12 protein-coding genes are annotated in these 16,289 nt (G+C 46.3%); 11 read left to right on the top strand and 1 reads right to left on the bottom strand.

The window, feature by feature from the left end:
- The first annotated feature begins 41 nt into the window (after positions 1-41).
- Positions 42-1,013: an octaprenyl diphosphate synthase gene (gene ispB / locus AABA75_RS04730; RefSeq protein ID WP_338291377.1), complete on the top strand. Its 972-nt coding sequence runs from the start codon at positions 42-44 to the stop codon at positions 1,011-1,013.
- Here ispB and AABA75_RS04725 read toward each other — a convergent pair.
- On the bottom strand, positions 997-1,419 hold the full coding sequence (locus tag AABA75_RS04725; RefSeq protein WP_338291376.1) for a hypothetical protein: 423 nt from the start codon (positions 1,417-1,419) through the stop codon (positions 997-999). The two genes, ispB and AABA75_RS04725, sit on opposite strands and share 17 nt — an antisense overlap.
- 280 nt (positions 1,420-1,699) lie before the next feature.
- Here AABA75_RS04725 and AABA75_RS04720 point away from each other — a divergent pair, with 280 nt between their 5' ends.
- From AABA75_RS04720 to AABA75_RS04675, 10 genes are all read left to right on the top strand, one after another.
- Entirely contained in the window at positions 1,700-2,665 is a 966-nt protein-coding gene (locus AABA75_RS04720; protein ID WP_338291374.1) for a hypothetical protein, read from the top strand.
- A gap of 343 nt (positions 2,666-3,008) precedes the next feature.
- Complete coding sequence (ribA, locus tag AABA75_RS04715) at positions 3,009-4,280, top strand: GTP cyclohydrolase II RibA (RefSeq protein ID WP_338291373.1); 1,272 nt, start codon at positions 3,009-3,011, stop codon at positions 4,278-4,280.
- Positions 4,277-5,656: a hypothetical protein gene (locus AABA75_RS04710; RefSeq protein ID WP_338291372.1), complete on the top strand. Its 1,380-nt coding sequence runs from the start codon at positions 4,277-4,279 to the stop codon at positions 5,654-5,656. The genes ribA and AABA75_RS04710 overlap by 4 nt, the downstream gene beginning before the upstream one ends.
- A gap of 12 nt (positions 5,657-5,668) precedes the next feature.
- On the top strand, positions 5,669-7,501 hold the full coding sequence (locus tag AABA75_RS04705; protein WP_338291371.1) for a WD40 repeat domain-containing protein: 1,833 nt from the start codon (positions 5,669-5,671) through the stop codon (positions 7,499-7,501).
- The gene (locus AABA75_RS04700) at positions 7,494-8,234 is read left to right on the top strand and encodes a hypothetical protein (protein WP_338291370.1); all 741 of its coding nucleotides are present in this window, start codon (positions 7,494-7,496) and stop codon (positions 8,232-8,234) included. The genes AABA75_RS04705 and AABA75_RS04700 overlap by 8 nt, the downstream gene beginning before the upstream one ends.
- Positions 8,235-8,260: 26 nt before the next feature.
- On the top strand, positions 8,261-9,922 hold the full coding sequence (locus AABA75_RS04695; RefSeq protein WP_338291369.1) for a hypothetical protein: 1,662 nt from the start codon (positions 8,261-8,263) through the stop codon (positions 9,920-9,922).
- A 32-nt stretch (positions 9,923-9,954) separates the two neighbouring features.
- Complete coding sequence (locus AABA75_RS04690) at positions 9,955-11,625, top strand: hypothetical protein (RefSeq protein ID WP_338291368.1); 1,671 nt, start codon at positions 9,955-9,957, stop codon at positions 11,623-11,625.
- A gap of 10 nt (positions 11,626-11,635) precedes the next feature.
- A complete protein-coding gene (locus AABA75_RS04685; RefSeq protein WP_338291367.1) occupies positions 11,636-14,452 on the top strand; it encodes a two-component regulator propeller domain-containing protein in 2,817 nt (938 codons plus the stop codon).
- A 65-nt stretch (positions 14,453-14,517) separates the two neighbouring features.
- A complete protein-coding gene (locus AABA75_RS04680) occupies positions 14,518-15,336 on the top strand; it encodes a hypothetical protein (RefSeq protein WP_338291366.1) in 819 nt (272 codons plus the stop codon).
- Complete coding sequence (locus AABA75_RS04675) at positions 15,312-16,259, top strand: glycosyltransferase family 2 protein (RefSeq protein WP_338291365.1); 948 nt, start codon at positions 15,312-15,314, stop codon at positions 16,257-16,259. Before AABA75_RS04680 ends, AABA75_RS04675 begins: the two co-directional genes overlap by 25 nt.
- Positions 16,260-16,289 lie beyond the last annotated feature (30 nt).

Below are 16,289 nucleotides of genomic sequence, written 5' to 3'. Positions count from 1 at the left end.
TTAGGAATTTAAATTCAAACGCTTATCTGTACCCTTCGCCAATGGAAATAGAGCAAATTCGTCTACTCAGCGACTCAGACATGCTGAGTGTCAACCAACTAATCCAGGAACAAGTGCAATCAGAAGTCTCTCTGGTGAACCAACTTGGATTTTACATTGTTAACAGTGGCGGTAAACGACTTCGTCCGATGTTGTGTGTACTGGCAGCTCGTGCACTAAATATCCAAAACAATCAGCACCACACACTGGCAGCCATTATTGAGTTTATCCATACGGCCACCTTATTGCACGATGACGTGGTGGATGAATCCACTATGCGTCGTGGACGAGAAACCGCCAACGAAGTTTTTGGCAATCAGGCCAGCGTCCTGGTGGGTGACTTCTTATATACTCGCTCTTTCCAGATGATGGTGAGTCTTGAGCGTTTTCGGGTAATGGAAATCCTGGCTAATGCCACCAATGTGATAGCCGAAGGCGAAGTGCTACAGTTAATGAATTGCAACGACCCAGATACCACCGAAGAGCGTTACCTGCAGGTGATTTACAGTAAAACCGCTCGCTTGTTTGAAGCAGCAACTCAACTGGCCGCGGTATTAACAGACCAATCAGCAGAAATTGAGACGGCCATGCAGGACTACGGTAAATACCTGGGCACTGCGTTCCAGCTGATGGATGATATTCTCGATTATGCTGCAGACAGCGGTACTATGGGCAAGAATGCCGGCGATGACCTTGCTGAAGGCAAACCCACTTTGCCACTGTTACATGCAATGTGGCATAGCGCACCAGATCAGAGTGAAATGATCCGCTCTGCTATTGAAAATAATAATGGTACTGAGCATTTCGAAACGATCCTGGCCACAATGCACAGCACTGGCTCGCTAGACTACACCAAAAAGCTCGCATTGCAGGCTCGAGATCAAGCCGTTGCTGCGCTCGCTCCCATTCCGGAATCAAAGTACAAGCAAGCATTAGTATCGCTGGCAGATATCGCAGTTAATCGCGATGCTTAGGCGTTTCGGCTAAATCACTCTCTGAAGAGTCTACAGGTGGAGTTTTATTAGAGTCTTCAGGGATCGCTCCCATCTGTAATGACTTCCCATCATTTTCAAGGTGAAACTGCTCTTTGAAAGCACTTGGCAGCACTTCAATACCAAACTTTTGCCCAAGCTTAACAATCGCAGGCAGCGTAATTGGAGAAAAAGGCAAAATCACTACCACACTGAGTCCCAAGCCTTTTATCACATCTCGAAACTGCTGATTGGCCTCCAACATCTCTTGCTCGGAGGCTTCACCTCGCGTGTATTTGTGATAGACAGCCAACATCTGTTTGGTTTCTTCTCGCTCTTGCGCCAGCCCTTTTTGCAACACAACCAAAGCCTTTCGCACCTTGAAAGACAACTCTTTGTGATCAAACATCTTGCTATCAAAAAGTCTTTTTTGCTCAGTAGATGGTTTAGAACGAAAAATCTTTCGATTCTCAACCGCAGACCGGATGCTGCTTAAAAAGTTTTTACTCTGTATTCGCAATGGGGCTTGGCTCTCCTTTCAGCATAATTCTAATATGTGCGTTTGTTGGACAAAATACAATATTTGCAGGCTAATATCTGGTAAGTAAAATTGACAGCATTAATGACTTCGCTGATATTGCAGGGGGAGTAAAACAAAATCTCGGAATTTCTTTACGATACCCTAAGATATGAATGGCAATGACGGGAAGTCAAATGACGGACCCAAGCATCAACCTAAAAGCAACTTTGGCATCATCAAAAACCAAGGTAGGAATGCCTTTGCCAATGATCCAAAAAGTATCACCAGAAATCGCTCCAACGCTATCACAGAACCTCCAACACGCAGTCGAGCCAACGCCGTATTCGAACCTCCAACAAGAGATCGCTCCAACGCTGTATTTGGGGCTCCCGAAGGATTCGGTAAAATTAAAAATGAAGGCCGGCAAAATAGTCAACCTGGCAGCGCCAACAACTTCGGCATCAAAGACCAATTGCAAAACTTAGGTAGGGCCGCTTTCGCCAAAAACTCCGACAGACCGAATCTGAATTTCGCGCAAAAAACCGGATTCAATCTGGTTTCAGGCTTTATGGATAAGCTTATTGGTGAAGCAGAAAAGCCCAATCCCGGAGAAGCCCCACAACGACCCGGATTCTTGCAACCTCCGGGCAATACTGGTTTCAATCCCAATGGGGAAAACGACAGCCGCCGAATGAGTATGCAAGCTCAACCTAATCAAAACAATCAAGACGATAGCAACATCACTGCCGGTGAATTCATGAAACGCCTGCAAACGGCGATGCAAGATCCAGCAAAATTCAAGCGCGAAGCACAGCAAAAGCAGCAAGAACGTGCGGCTCAGCAAAATCACCAAATGCAAGAGCAACAACAGCAAAGGCAACACAAAGGAGTTCCTCAGCAACAGCAACCTACGGCTCAGGATTTTTTTAAGGAATTACGGGGAGCCCTGAAAGATCCCGCAGGTTATAAACGTCGCGTCGAAGCGCAACAGAAACAGCAGAAAAAAAACCAAACACCGGGTCAAACGACAAAAGCAGAAACTTCTCGGAATCTCCCCAGTACTGGTGAGGGAAAACAAAACACATTAACTCAAGTCCCAAAACCCAAACCAATAAAACCCTCACCAAGAAAATAGCCACGTAAATTAAAGTCCTCCCTTGCGAAGCTCATACTTGAACGGAAATTTCAAAGCTCGACTTTAGCTTCTGTGTTCCCAACTCAGTCCTCGATTGGAGCCTCCTCAGGTTACTCATCATTCACTTTCCAAAGCACGCATGGAATATTTTTATTACCCTTAAATTCAATACCTTACATTTGTCGTGCAATTTTTGTAAGGCCCTGTAATAGCTAAAGTCCATGTCATCACCTATTTTTATTGTGGACATTTTATTTACCTTACCAAAGAAAGGTTAAAAGTATCCTCAGAGCGTTTTGAGCACAGAACAAGATGTTTCTCTCAAACTGGATAAGGAGTCAAAATGAGATTTGAGGCCAGGACAAAATTACCTATGGAAATGGGGACGTTTGACGTTTCTATCTTCACAAACTCGCAAGGCTTAGATGTGGTTGCCGTCCATCACGGCACACTGGACCAGCAAAAAGACCTCCCTGTTAGAGTACATTCCTCTTGCTTTACTTCAGAAGTACTGGGTTCGCAAAAGTGCGACTGCAAGCAGCAACTGGACTATGCCTTGAATTACGTATTCCAGCAAAACGGCATCGTTCTCTATCTATTGCAAGAAGGTCGCGGCATTGGATTGGCTAACAAAATTCGCGCCTACGGTTTGCAAGAGCAAGGGTACGACACAATAGAAGCCAATACTAAATTAGGCTTACCGGTAGATGCCAGAACCTATGAAGATGTGAAAGGCGTTCTGGATTACTTCTCAGTGAAGTCTATTAAGCTGATGACCAACAACCCGGACAAAATTGAGCAACTAACAGGGCTGGGCATAGACGTTACCGGACGGATCCCTGTACCTGCCACCCCTACCTGCAGTTCCATCGATTACCTGGATACCAAACAGAAATTAATGGGACACATGATAAAAACCCGCTCACTATACGAAACTCAGGAAAAAATTAGCCACACATCATCACAAATTTCTCAACGGCCTTTTGTGCACGTTAATTTCGCCATCACTAAACAATCAAAGCTCGCAGACACAAAAGGGCAATGTCTGTCCATCTCCTGCGATAAAGACTGGCAACGCGTGCATGGTCTCAGAGAAACTTATGATGCCATTGCGGTTGGTGCAAATACCTGGATAAACGATTCTCCTAAATTAACCAGTCGAGCCGAATGTCTTGGCAGAAAACCCACCAGCCAGCCCCATCGAGTGATCTTTGGCGGTCACCACACACTGCAAATCAAGGACGATACTCAACCAAGAGAAACCTTTGTGGTAGGTGCCGATGTAGCCGGCATTAGTGGCTGTCATGCAATATACAGTGCAAACCATTCTCTAATGGCGCCACTTAAAGCGTTAAAACGCGCGGGAGTCGCCTCCCTCCTGGTGGAAGGAGGACCAACACTGATCAAGTCATTCCTGGAGCAAAATACAGTGGACAAGCTCACTGTCTTCGTGGCCTGTCATCATATCCCTGACGCCGTACAAGCCCTAACTCAACTGGTTGAAACCCTTCCAGAAGACGAAATATCAGCTGAAAAGTTTGGCAAAGGAACACTGCTAAGCGTGAACTTGACCGATTCTCAGCACCTCACAGAACAATTGGATGTTGCGATATGAAAAATATAATATTTGGTCTGCTGAGTCGTGAATACGCCCCCAAGGATACCACTTACAAAAAACTGCGAGAACTCACCATCGCCTGGAGCCGGTATCGTTATCAAGGCGAAATTATTGAGGGAGCAACTGTCGATGACATCATGGCAAAAGCCTGTCGTACCGACGCCAGATTTTGTTTAATTCAAGCGGCAGGACACATCATTGATGAACGCTGGTATCTATCGAACTGGGATAAACAAGGATTTTACGATTCCATTGATGCGCTATCACAAGAAGATAATTTTCTGGTGGCCGCAGAATCAAACAGGCCAAAGACTGAAGCGCTTAATACTGACTGTTTGTTGGTAAACCAGGAAAAATATCGCGAGCTCGGCAAACCTGCCTTCACTGGTAACGATAGCGATATCTCGGGCGATAACTGGATTGCGCAGAGTCATGAAAACAATCTGACACTGCCGACACTAGGGGACAATATCAATCATTGTCGATTCTATCTCGATGAGCTTGAGCAACCCACCCAATTATTAACTTCCCTGTTTGGCCAGCCTCTGAATCATGCCTCCTTTAGTTTTGATGAACATAGCCCACAACAACGCTTTATCGAAAAAATTAACAGCCAAATCAATAACGCCAAAAACGGTGTGTTTCTGTTTAACATTGAAAATTACGGCGAGATCGATCCCCAACATCTCGCCCAACCTCTGGAGGCTTTATTCTCCGTTGCCGCAGGTTTCAAACCCTATCGCATACTTTTAGAAAAGGGATTCACACAAGACACTCAGGTCCTATTTTTTGATTATAGTCAAAGTGCCCTAGACATTAAAAAACATATGATTGAGCACTGGGATGGAGAAGATTTCCCGGGTTACATCGCGCAACTTTTTAAGACATTTTGTCACCCAGATGTGTTTTATCAATTATGGGATGGCACCACACCTGACAATGTCGATTGGTCTGACATCACCTGGATGTGGCAACAAGAACTGCAAAAATGGGGAGGTGCAGAAAACTTTAAAGCCCACTGGCAAGTTTGTCGCGGCTTACCACACCAATTTTTGTGCTGCGACCTGCTTAATAACCGTCAACCCTTGTTAAACAAACTGGCGGAATTTAAGCGCAGTTACCTCTGGTGGAGCAACGCATTTTTCACCATTTACAGTCATTGGCATTTCGATGCCGATGTCCGAAAACAGCACTACATAGACTGGCTTCAATCTTTGCAAAGCGTTGCACCAAATTGCGAAATTAGTGGTGCTGATCACAACAATGCTGCCGTCAACGGCCTAACGGTAAGTGAATACGTCAAGCAATTCGAGAGCACCAGCTGCGACCAACTTCACCCGCAACAGATTAACAAAATCAGCATGCAATTTTAAAAGGCTTTTACCATGTCAGACTTAGATCACACATTCACTCGTCACCGCGGACCCATTACCTGTGCGACGCACATTCCCCGTAGTAATAAAATCATTACCTCAGGTTATGACAGTGCCGTTGCGCTATTTAACTATACCTCCATGGAGGTTGAGTTACTTGGTTATCACGAACACCTGGTAAATCGCGTCAGCGTTGATGCGGATGGGAAATTCGCCGCCACAGCCTCTTCTGATTACAACGTTTATATCTGGGATTTACACGAGAAAAAAGTCAAAACCATTCTGCGTGGTCACAACGACGACGTAGAGGATTTTGTGTTTTTATCTGACTCCCGCGGTGCATCAGTTTCCAGAGACACCCGCATCATTGTTTGGGATTTAAACAATGGCGCTATCGAAAAAATCATTCTGGGTCACGAGAAAGATGTTCTCTCCATAAATCATTGTAACGGCAAACTTTACACCTCAGGTGACGACATGACCTTGCGCGTCTGGGATGTGGAGACAGGCATGCAACTCAATATGATTGGCCCATTTGAAACTGAAACCGATACCTGTGCCATTGATCCTTCCAGAAATCGCATTGTTTTGGGCTGTGACGACGGCTTTGTGCGCATATTCGATTTACAAAATGGTGAACTGCTCAAGGAAATTGCAGGCCATCACAGTGCCATTAAAAAAGTCGCCGTTTCCCCGGTTACAGGAGATATTCTTTCCGCCGCCTACGACCAGAAAATACAAATCTGGGACAACCATAGTTTCGCCTTGGTGTGCACTCTTTCCCATCATAAAGCGCTGTGGGAGCGGTCTTTTAACTGGAGTGCTGATGGCAAGCAGATCATTGCCGGAAGCTTCGATGGCACAGTCCTTATCTGGTCGGCTGAATCAGGATTGCTACTGGATGAGATTGGGGACAAAACCCGTGAGGGCAATGCGTGTTTCAACGATCTTGCCGCTAAAAACGATAGAGAACTGGTGGTGGTTAGTGACGACGGTATCGTACGCGACATCACCTTAACCCCGCAAGAATCACACTGCAATCAAGAGAAACGACCAGATCAGGGGCGTATACTTATGAACGCTATAGCCTGGTCACCCACTACCCGGCATACGATTGCAGGAGCACATAACCAATGCCTTTATTTTTTCCCTGAGCGCAGTGCTACCAGTAACCTGGAAGTTCGGCTGAACGAAGGTCCCCTCAATTGCTTAAGGGTTGCTACCATACCTGATTATCAGGGGGATATTTTCGCCGCCTGCTACAGTGGCACTGTGGTAAACCTGTCTGGTACAGGCAGTATCAAACAACGTCTGGCCATCCACCCCAACGCAGTTAAAGCGCTGGCACTGCATCCTGGCAAACCTATCGGGGTAAGTTGCTGCGCGGAAGGTACGCTACGCGCATGGTATTTTGATGGCGAGATTATCGCTGATTTTAAAGCCCATACCGCCATCATAGATGATGTCGATATTTCTCCTTCAGGCAGGTTTATAGCCAGCGCGGGTCGAGACTTTACCCTCAAAATTCACGATTTAAATAGCGGTTTATTGTGCGCCAACATTCCACTTGGCAACCGTTCTCCCAAGGCCCTCTGTTTTATCAACGATGACACAGTCATAGTGACAAATTATTGGGGAGAACTGCTGCAGGTTGTGATTTCAGATGAAAAGGTCAGCCGTAAAACCATCGCCCAAAACGGGATCAGTGGTATTGCCATCATAAATGAGCATATTGCAGTGACCTCTTACGATGGCTCGGTGTATCTGGTGAATCCAGGCAGCCTTGATGTGATTAACCGCTTCAGTGCTATGACCCAACGGGTTGAGTCGATTTGCCATGTCTGATCTCATACCAACAACACATCGTTTTGTGATACTGGCGGCACCTCGCTCCGGCAGCAACCTGCTGTGCACTATGCTGAACTCGCATCCCGATGTCCTTTGTCATCATGAGGTTTTTAATCCCGACGGCATATTTGTCGCTGTCCCCTTGCGAGACAGTGACTTTAGCCTTGGTACACTGGCACAGCGCGATGCTGATCCCACAGGCTTTCTGGCCACTCTCTGGGCGCAAAATCAAACCTGTAGCCACGTGGGTTTTAAAATGACTCACAAACAACATCTCGGCGCGTTTAAACATATCTGTGCCGATCCGGGTATCCACAAAATTGTGCTCTCCCGGCGCAATCAAGTGGCGGTTTACGTTTCCCGACTGATTGCCGAGCAAACTGGTATTTGGGAAGACTACGGCAATCAAGAAGTTGCTGGCGCAAAGGCAGTTAAGGTTAATCCAGGTTCGCTGCTAGAGGCCATCCGCTTTAATCAGAATTACTACGCGGAATTGGAAAAGACCTTAGTTGGCGATGTCACCCACATTGCCTACGAAGACCTGTTCAACAGCAAAGAACAAGCTCGCCTTCAAACCGCCTTAGGGCTGCGCCCGCTGCCGTTAGAAGCCAGAAGCCGAAAACAAAATCCATATCCACTCGCACAGCTAATCGAAAATTTCGACAGCTTGAAACTGGAATTATCGCGCAATCTCAACTCTCGCTCGCTGGTGAGCGAATTAACTACTTAACCACAGCAGAGGAACACACTATGTCAATGCTAACCAGATTTTCACACTATGCGTTATCTCGCAGGAGTAAACGCGTTTTGCTTGTCGCTATTTCGACACTCACCTTAACCGCGGGATGTGTAGGTTCAAATAGTGGTAAGGCCCCGGATACCAATAACCAGTTCGTCAAAAACGCACGTCTCCCGGCTGATGTCGATATGACTTGCACGGTTAAAAATAATGACTTCAAGAAGTGGTTTCACGGTGACGAGGTGATTGCCAACGGCGCTGTGAAAGCCGCAGACAGCACCGCACGTAAATTTGCCGATTTTGATGACAATACTCGTTGTGATTTTTATCGTTGGGGAGCACAAATGTTTCTCTGGATGACCAGTGCAAATGAGAATTACCACGTATTTAACACCCCTCCCCAGTTTTATGATGTCTCTGTCGAAAGCGACAATAAACGGGAATTCATTGCCTCAAATGGTACGGTGGCAATTGGCTTTCGAGTTGGTAAAGGTGATGAAACCATCGAGCTTGGTCAGGCTGGCGAAGATGATGTACTACTTTCTCAGAAAGAGTCACTGGTTTATTACAGCATTTATGCCAATGATGCCTTCGCCATGTACCGCACTGGTGTGGCGATTAAAAATGGCGATACCTCACTGATCAACAAATTGCCCTCAGCACTGCAACGTGAAATCAAGCCGTTGGCAGCGACTCTACCAAAAGAATTCCCCTCTACTGCATTGCAGATGCTGGACCTGGACGCGCTTTCCAGCATTTACGGTAGAGAGTTAGTCGACCCCAAAACCATGATATTGGAGCTTAAAATATCCTGGGTGGATGCAGATACCGTCACCGATCGCGATGATTACATTATTACCCAAGCCACAGTGCCGATTTTTGACAGAACCAAAGATCCTAAAAAGTGGAAATATTCTGGCAAGACCGAAACTAAAACCCTGGCCATGGTGGGTTTCCATATTGGCGGCACGGTTGAAGGTCACCCGGAAATGATTTGGAGCACTTTTGAGCATGTGAAAAACCAGCCCAATAACAGCTATGACTACTATGTGGATGAGAAGAGAAAAATCACAAGCAAGCAGAGTTTCAACGCTGCTGGCGATTGGATTTTCTTTCCAGATAACGGCACCCGTCCCGCTCAAATTAGCGCCAATGCCACAGCTCAGAATATAGAGAAAAGTACCGTCACGACCGCCATTGTTTCGAAAGGGTCAGATCCTATCGGTCCGGTAGATGTTTACGGCGTAAATCCATGGGGTAACGTACAAAACCGTGCAGACCTCAAAGATGAAACCTTAGCCAACAATACTGATCTGGCCTCCATTAATAAGTCGGTTCTATCACAGCTCGCAGAAGGCGATATTCGAGGCAATTACGTGCAAGTGGGTGGTATCTGGTCTGCTGAAGGTCAAATCCCTGGTGGCTATCCTGTGATGTTCCCACCCAGTAATGACAATGACCCAACGAATACCTATTTCCGAGGCTCGTTGTTCCTGGCGAATACAACAATGGAAACATTTTATCAGTATCAAACCGATATTGATGGCGCGGTATACCACGCCAATTGTTTCTCTTGCCATAACTCGGGCAGTAATGAGCCGGACAAAGCTGTTCCCACCAAAGTCAGTCACATTTTCGACGCTTTACAGCCACTTAAATCGCCATTAGCGAAGCAATAGTCCATTAATCAAACTCACTACAGGTGAATGAAATGAAACAGACAGCAATAAAAACAGTGAGCGCTTCACTACTAAGCGCATTATTAGCCGTGGGTACAGCCCATGCAGGTTATAATGGCAAAGGCGGTGTTGACGACGGAAGCGCCATTAGCGCTTCTGAACTCACCCTCAATGGCTACCAATTCCCCAATGAATTGGTACCAAATGCCTCTCAAACACAACTGGCAAATCACGCCTGGCGTTTGTTTATTGCCGCTAATCAACCCACTACCGCAACACTACAAAGCGGTGCCGGTAGAGCGCAACCAGACGCCAAACGCAACTTTAATTCAACCGATGGCTACCAGCCACAGGCGAACCCTACCGTCTGGCAAAGCTTCTATCATCGGGCTGAAGCCTTCCCTTATTTCAAGGCTGATGGCACTAAGCCCGCTTCCCCGGCCAATCAAGTGCCGACTTATTATTACTACTTGGGAGAAAACAACGACAGCAGGAAAGCAGAGCAAAAGGTTATAAAAGGGGCAAACTACGTCAACCTGGATGAAAACAATCAGGTGGGTCAGAACATGCTGTACTACAGCCATGGCAATGATCCCGACTTCCCGGTGCTCTATATGGCCAAAGTCAATGATGTAGAACTGGATTATGTATGGGATATCGGTAGTGTTAAGTCTCCACCCAATAGCCTGGAGTTCCCTCATCCGATTGTAAATGGAGATCAGGCAAAAACGGTCTCAACTATCGAGGTTAAATCCGCCTGGCGTCGTGTTAGTGATATGAAAAACGTGGACCCCACCAAGTTTCATCAGGTTGAAGCCACCTATTATGTGGGTGATGATGAAAACTACCAGCCGGTGTCTGATAAGTTTGCCCTCATTGGCTTACATATCATTCAGAAAACCAATAATTATCAAACCTTTATCTTTACCACCTTTGAACATGTAGATGCGGTAGTCACCTCAGAAGGTAAAATCATCGATCCTGAGATTGATTTGTCCTACACCACATTAAAATATGGTAAGGACTCTCCAACCCAAACCAACGCTTATGGCGCCTATTCAGTTAATGCGCCGGGGCAATCCGGTGCTACGAATACTCGCACAGACTATACCTTGCCTGCTGCCGGGGCAGCTGATGACTCTCGCTTTCCGGTTAAGCGTTTGAAAACCATCAGTGCCGAAGTCAACGATGTCAACAATCAGGTTGCCGCGCTTATGCCAGCAGACTCTGTATGGCGCAATTATCGCCTGAAAGGCGTACAAGCTATTCCCACCAGTTACCCCGACAACAATGGTACTGTGCCACTGGATTATTATCTGGCGAATATTGCTGTAGAAAGCAGCCAGCCGGGATTGCAGTTATTTTCCGGTGCTGTGGATAATCCAAACTCAGGTAATCAATATACTTTTACCAATTACCGTGCATTACCCAATACCAAAGGAATTAAAGGCCCTAACGTATCCCCTGCCCCACAAAAAAGCATGATTGGTGCCGCCAAATGGACTATGGGTGGTTGCATGGGCTGTCACGGCAATGCCCAAGTTGCAGGACAAGACATGAGCTTTTTGGGCTTTGGTATCGGCGGTAATGGTTTCTTTGTTGACCCTGTCGCGGCATCGGATATGAGCGCCAAAGAACGCAAAGATTATTACGATAAATTGATGAACCGCAGATCATCTTCGCTGCAACAGTCGCTTAAGTAGGCTGAGTAATATGAACGCCACGCCTATTGATATTCAGTTTATCGCTGCCGGAATTGCTAATGCCAAAGCGACAGTGATCCTGGAAGACCAGCATCGCGGCTTTTACATAGCAACATCTGGCAGTGGAGTCAGCTATTTTCAACCCAATGAAAATCGCTGGCAAACCTTTACTGAAGTCGACGGGCTGGCAAATCCCGATATTCGTTCAATGCTCAAAACTCAGGGCAATACTCTCTGGTTTGGCACCGCCAATGGTACCAGTTGCTATTGCCCTTCAACACAAACCTGGATCAGCCTCTTTATGGCTGAGGGTTTACCCAACAATTCGGTATGGTCGCTGCTGGAGGATCAACAAAACAATATTTGGTTTGGCACTAATGGCGGTGGCATTGCCGTACTGTCAACAGGTACAGATTTAACATCCATCAGCACTGCTGATTGGACAATTTACAACACCCAAAATGGCCTGATTGGCGATCGTATTAACAGCTTGCATCAAGACCAACAAGGTAATATTTGGGCAGGAACGAGCACTGGTGTTTCTTGTTTGGAAAAGCAAAGCCAAAGGTGGGTCAATTACCTCAAGCACACAAGCATCAACTGTATTACCAGTGATAGAGATAACAACATCTGGTTCGCCACCAATCGTGGTCTCATCTGCTACAACCTGAAGAACAATGGTTGGCAAACCTTCAAGACAGACTCCGGCTTGGGCTCCAACACAGTGCAAAGCCTTTCTTACGCTGAAACAGGCGGATTATGGGTTGGCACCAGAATGGGTATCAGCCACTATCTTGGCGAAAACATTGCCAGCCCCGACAGCCAGCCTTTTCTCACCTTAACCCAAAAAGATGGCTTGAGTGATAACATGGTTTGGGGGCTTTTTCAGGATCTTAACAACAACCTTTGGGTGGCCACCTGGGGCGGTGGAGTAAGCCTGTATAATCCCCAAAATTCAACATGGCAAACTTATACCACACCATCGGAATTCGCCGATACCTACACCATGTCTGTGATAAAAAGTGACGCTAAACACGTCTGGATTGGCACGTGGGGAGCAATCAGTCGTTACAATCTTGACAATGGCCAATGGTTAACCCTCAGCAGTGCCGATAACTTGCCAAACAACAACGTGCAATGCTTGGCGCAATTAAAGAACAACGAAGTTTGGACCGGAGCTTATGGTGGGCTAATCCATTATCAGTTAGACACCCAAACATGGCACTTTTATACCGAAAATGATGGCCTGACAAGTAACAATGTTACGACGCTACTGGCCGACGAAGAGCAGCAGTCTCTGTATATAGGTACAGACTTGGGACTCTGCAGCTTATCTGGAAAAGATAACAAGATAGCAGCAATCTATAGCGAGCAATTTGCCAAGCAATCAATCACCACCATTTACCTGGATGACAGATATAAACTATGGGTTGGCACCCAAAATGGCGTTTTTCAACAAACAGAACAAAACAGCTGGATTCAATACACTGAAGAGCAAGGTTTGCCATCAAAAAAAGTAACCGCCATTGCCATTGATGACAAACAAACCATTTGGCTTGGAACCGATAAGGGGCTTTGTCGACTTCAATCAGGTGACTCCAAATTTGAATTATTCGATAGCTTAACCACACAAATTAGCGCCCTGACATGCGCTGACAACTATGTCTGGATTGCTGACAATAATGGCTTGTTGTATCGCTTTGACTGTGTAACATCAAAGCTGCTCTCCTTGGATACCTTCGGTGCAGATCCACTCACCTCCTTGGCTCTGGATGAACGCGGTGACTTGTGGGTTGCATCACAAGGCGGTGGGGCATTCTGGTTAACACTTAGCAGCAATGCTGCGGGTTTCATGCAGAACTTTACTGCGGGTGCGCAAAACTTCGCAACCGAGTTTGCGGTGCAGCATCCCTGGATTATCAGCGGTCGCCCGGAAGCTGTGGCTGCAACAGACACTCATAATGATATTGCAATTACCTTTGCTGCCGCCCATCGCCCTTACCTCTCATTAGCAAAGCAGGAGCAGAAGCCTTTGGTATGGGTAGCCTCTGATGAAGAAGGCTTATATTTTGAATATCTGAATTGCAACCAACCGATAATCAAACCCACCGCTCAAAACCGAATTGAGGCGCTGCCATCAAGGCATGTAGTCGCTTTAGCTAACTCAAAATCTAATTGCAGTGGCAAACAGTTGTGGGTGGGAACAAGTAGTGGACTAGCTCTGGCAAACCGCCAATATCAACGCACTGAAAAAACCTATAGTTATCCAGAGATCCCTTGTGGCCCTGTCAGTGCTCTGGCTACCAACGCGCATAATCAAACCTTGGTGGCCTTCAACAAGATAAACAAAGCGCAATTTCGCGATGAAACATTGGCGCAAAGCCGTGTACTGACCCGCCTTTGGCTGGTGAATGAACACTGCAAAGAATTGCATCTCAAAGGTGAGCAAGCAGCCGTTATCGACACCACCAGTATTTCCTGCATTTATGCCATAGACGAGCAAAACTTCTGGCTGGGAACAGACCGGGGCTTATTTAATCTATGTCTGGAAAACGACCTGATAACGCCAGTCGAAGCTATTCCTTGTAACACACAGGTAACGAATATTGCTGCCAGTTGTTGCAGAAGAACCGCCGTTCTGACATTCGCTAAAAGCGGCAATAAACCGGCCTTTTACTATTCTGAGGACATCACTATCAGTCCTTTATCAGAACAGCCGCTACCCGCATCTCTGGCCAATATCAGCAATATCGCTTTTGATAAAGATTCCGACACCCTATATGCCGGTGTTGGTAGCAATGTATTTGAACTCACTTATTTGAGCTGAGTTTGCTGAGCTAAGCGAGTAAATCGGCTATTTAGAGCTAAACAATTAATAACAATGAGAACGTCATGCAACTATTCTGCGCACCAACCTATCCAGATAAAGAGCCCTATGGCCTGGCTGTCATCCTTCATTACCTGGACTATTCAGTCACCTTAACTCCAGATAACCCTTTTGATGCCGCCGTGTTATGGGAGGACAAAACCTTTTTAGAAGTACCGGAAGTATTACAGGAGATTGCACTCAGTAAACCAGTCATCAACATAGGTTGCACGGATATCAGCAAGCAGCATGTAGAAAACACCATTTATCGCTTATTCGGTCAAACCACCTTTGTTGATCCCACAACATACCGAGGAAAATGCATTTTTAAACCAGATGGCAATGCTGTCAGACATGGATTTGTAGTGGATTGCCCGGTGGAAAAAATTCAGCAAGATTGGGTTTATCAACGCATTATCGAAACCAGAGAAAACGGTTTGCAAATTGAATATCGGATCCCGGTAATATTGGGAGAGATCCCCTTGGTTTATGTGTCTCAGCGAGATTATCCCACCAGCGACATTCGTCAGTGCAAGCGCCACAAGTTAACGCCTATGCCAGCCACGGAGGTACTCAGCCCCCAAGAAATCCAAAACATGTTGTGCTTTAGCCGGGAAATAGGCATGGATATGGGAGAGCTGGACGTGATGCGCTGCAAGCATGATGGACAGCTTTACATTATAGACGCCAACAAAACCGCCGCCGGCTATGGGCTGGAAAACCGGGCCTGTTGGAGTCCCGGCGATCGCAAAAAAGTCATCGCCATACTAGCTCAGGTTTTTGAGAAAAACCTCAAACAACGCATAAGGGAATATGAGCGATGCCTCAATCAAAAAGCGGGATAAATGTTAACTTCGTGCGCGGCCTGGTTTCAGTCATCATTCCAACCCATAATCGCGCTGAATTGCTCAAAGCGACTCTGGAATCTATCGCCAAGCAGTCTTATCGCCCGATAGAAATTATAGTCATCGATGATGATTCACAAGATCATACAAGGCAGCTTATCGAGCAGTTCAGACAACAAGAGGCGACGTCAGAATTAACGATTCACTACCAATTTCAACAATATCAAAATGCTAGTCTTTGTCGCAACGAGGGCTTGCGAAGTTGTACTGGAGAATTTATCCAGTTTCTGGATTCTGATGACGTGATTCATCCAGACAAATTAACGGAACAAGTGGCCCTGCTAAACAGCGAAAATCTGGATTTTGTCTGGTCTGCCACCATTCAATTTACCCAACAGCCAGACTGGCATGCGCCAGTATATGTGGGCGGTCACAGAGGTTACGCCAACGGTGAAGAATTGCTCATTGCCTTTATCAACAAAAGTCAGTGGCGCACCGACTCGGGTTTATTCAGGCGCTCAGCCTGCGTTAAAACAGGATTGTGGTCCGCCATAACTATGTTCCAGGACTGGGATTATCACATCAGGTTATTAGCCTGGCATCCCAAGGTAGCGCACCTGAACAAAAAACTGTCAGCGGCAAGACAACACAATCAAGGCCGTATTGGTGATAAATGGGGAAATGGCACCGGTCTTGATGGTGCGTTAAACGCCCTTATGAACATTACCGAAGCCACGCAGGATGGTTATCGTAACAACCGGGATTGGCAAAAAGCCATCCTCAGCCGCACACGTGAAATTCAGCAGCAATCGCAAAAAACAGGTAATCACACCATTCAAATCGCAGCGGCAGATTTTATAGCGTATTTTTCGTCTTTAAATGAAACCCTCAAAGAGGAAAACACAGTTGAGTCGGCAATTTAAAAGACGAGTTATCGAAGTGGACATCTCAAG

Origin of the sequence: Planctobacterium marinum, assembly GCF_036322805.1 — a bacterium.
Taxonomy (GTDB): domain Bacteria; phylum Pseudomonadota; class Gammaproteobacteria; order Enterobacterales; family Alteromonadaceae; genus Planctobacterium; species Planctobacterium marinum_A.
Note: the sequence above shows the minus strand (reverse complement) of the source record. Positions and strands in the feature narration are given on the sequence as shown.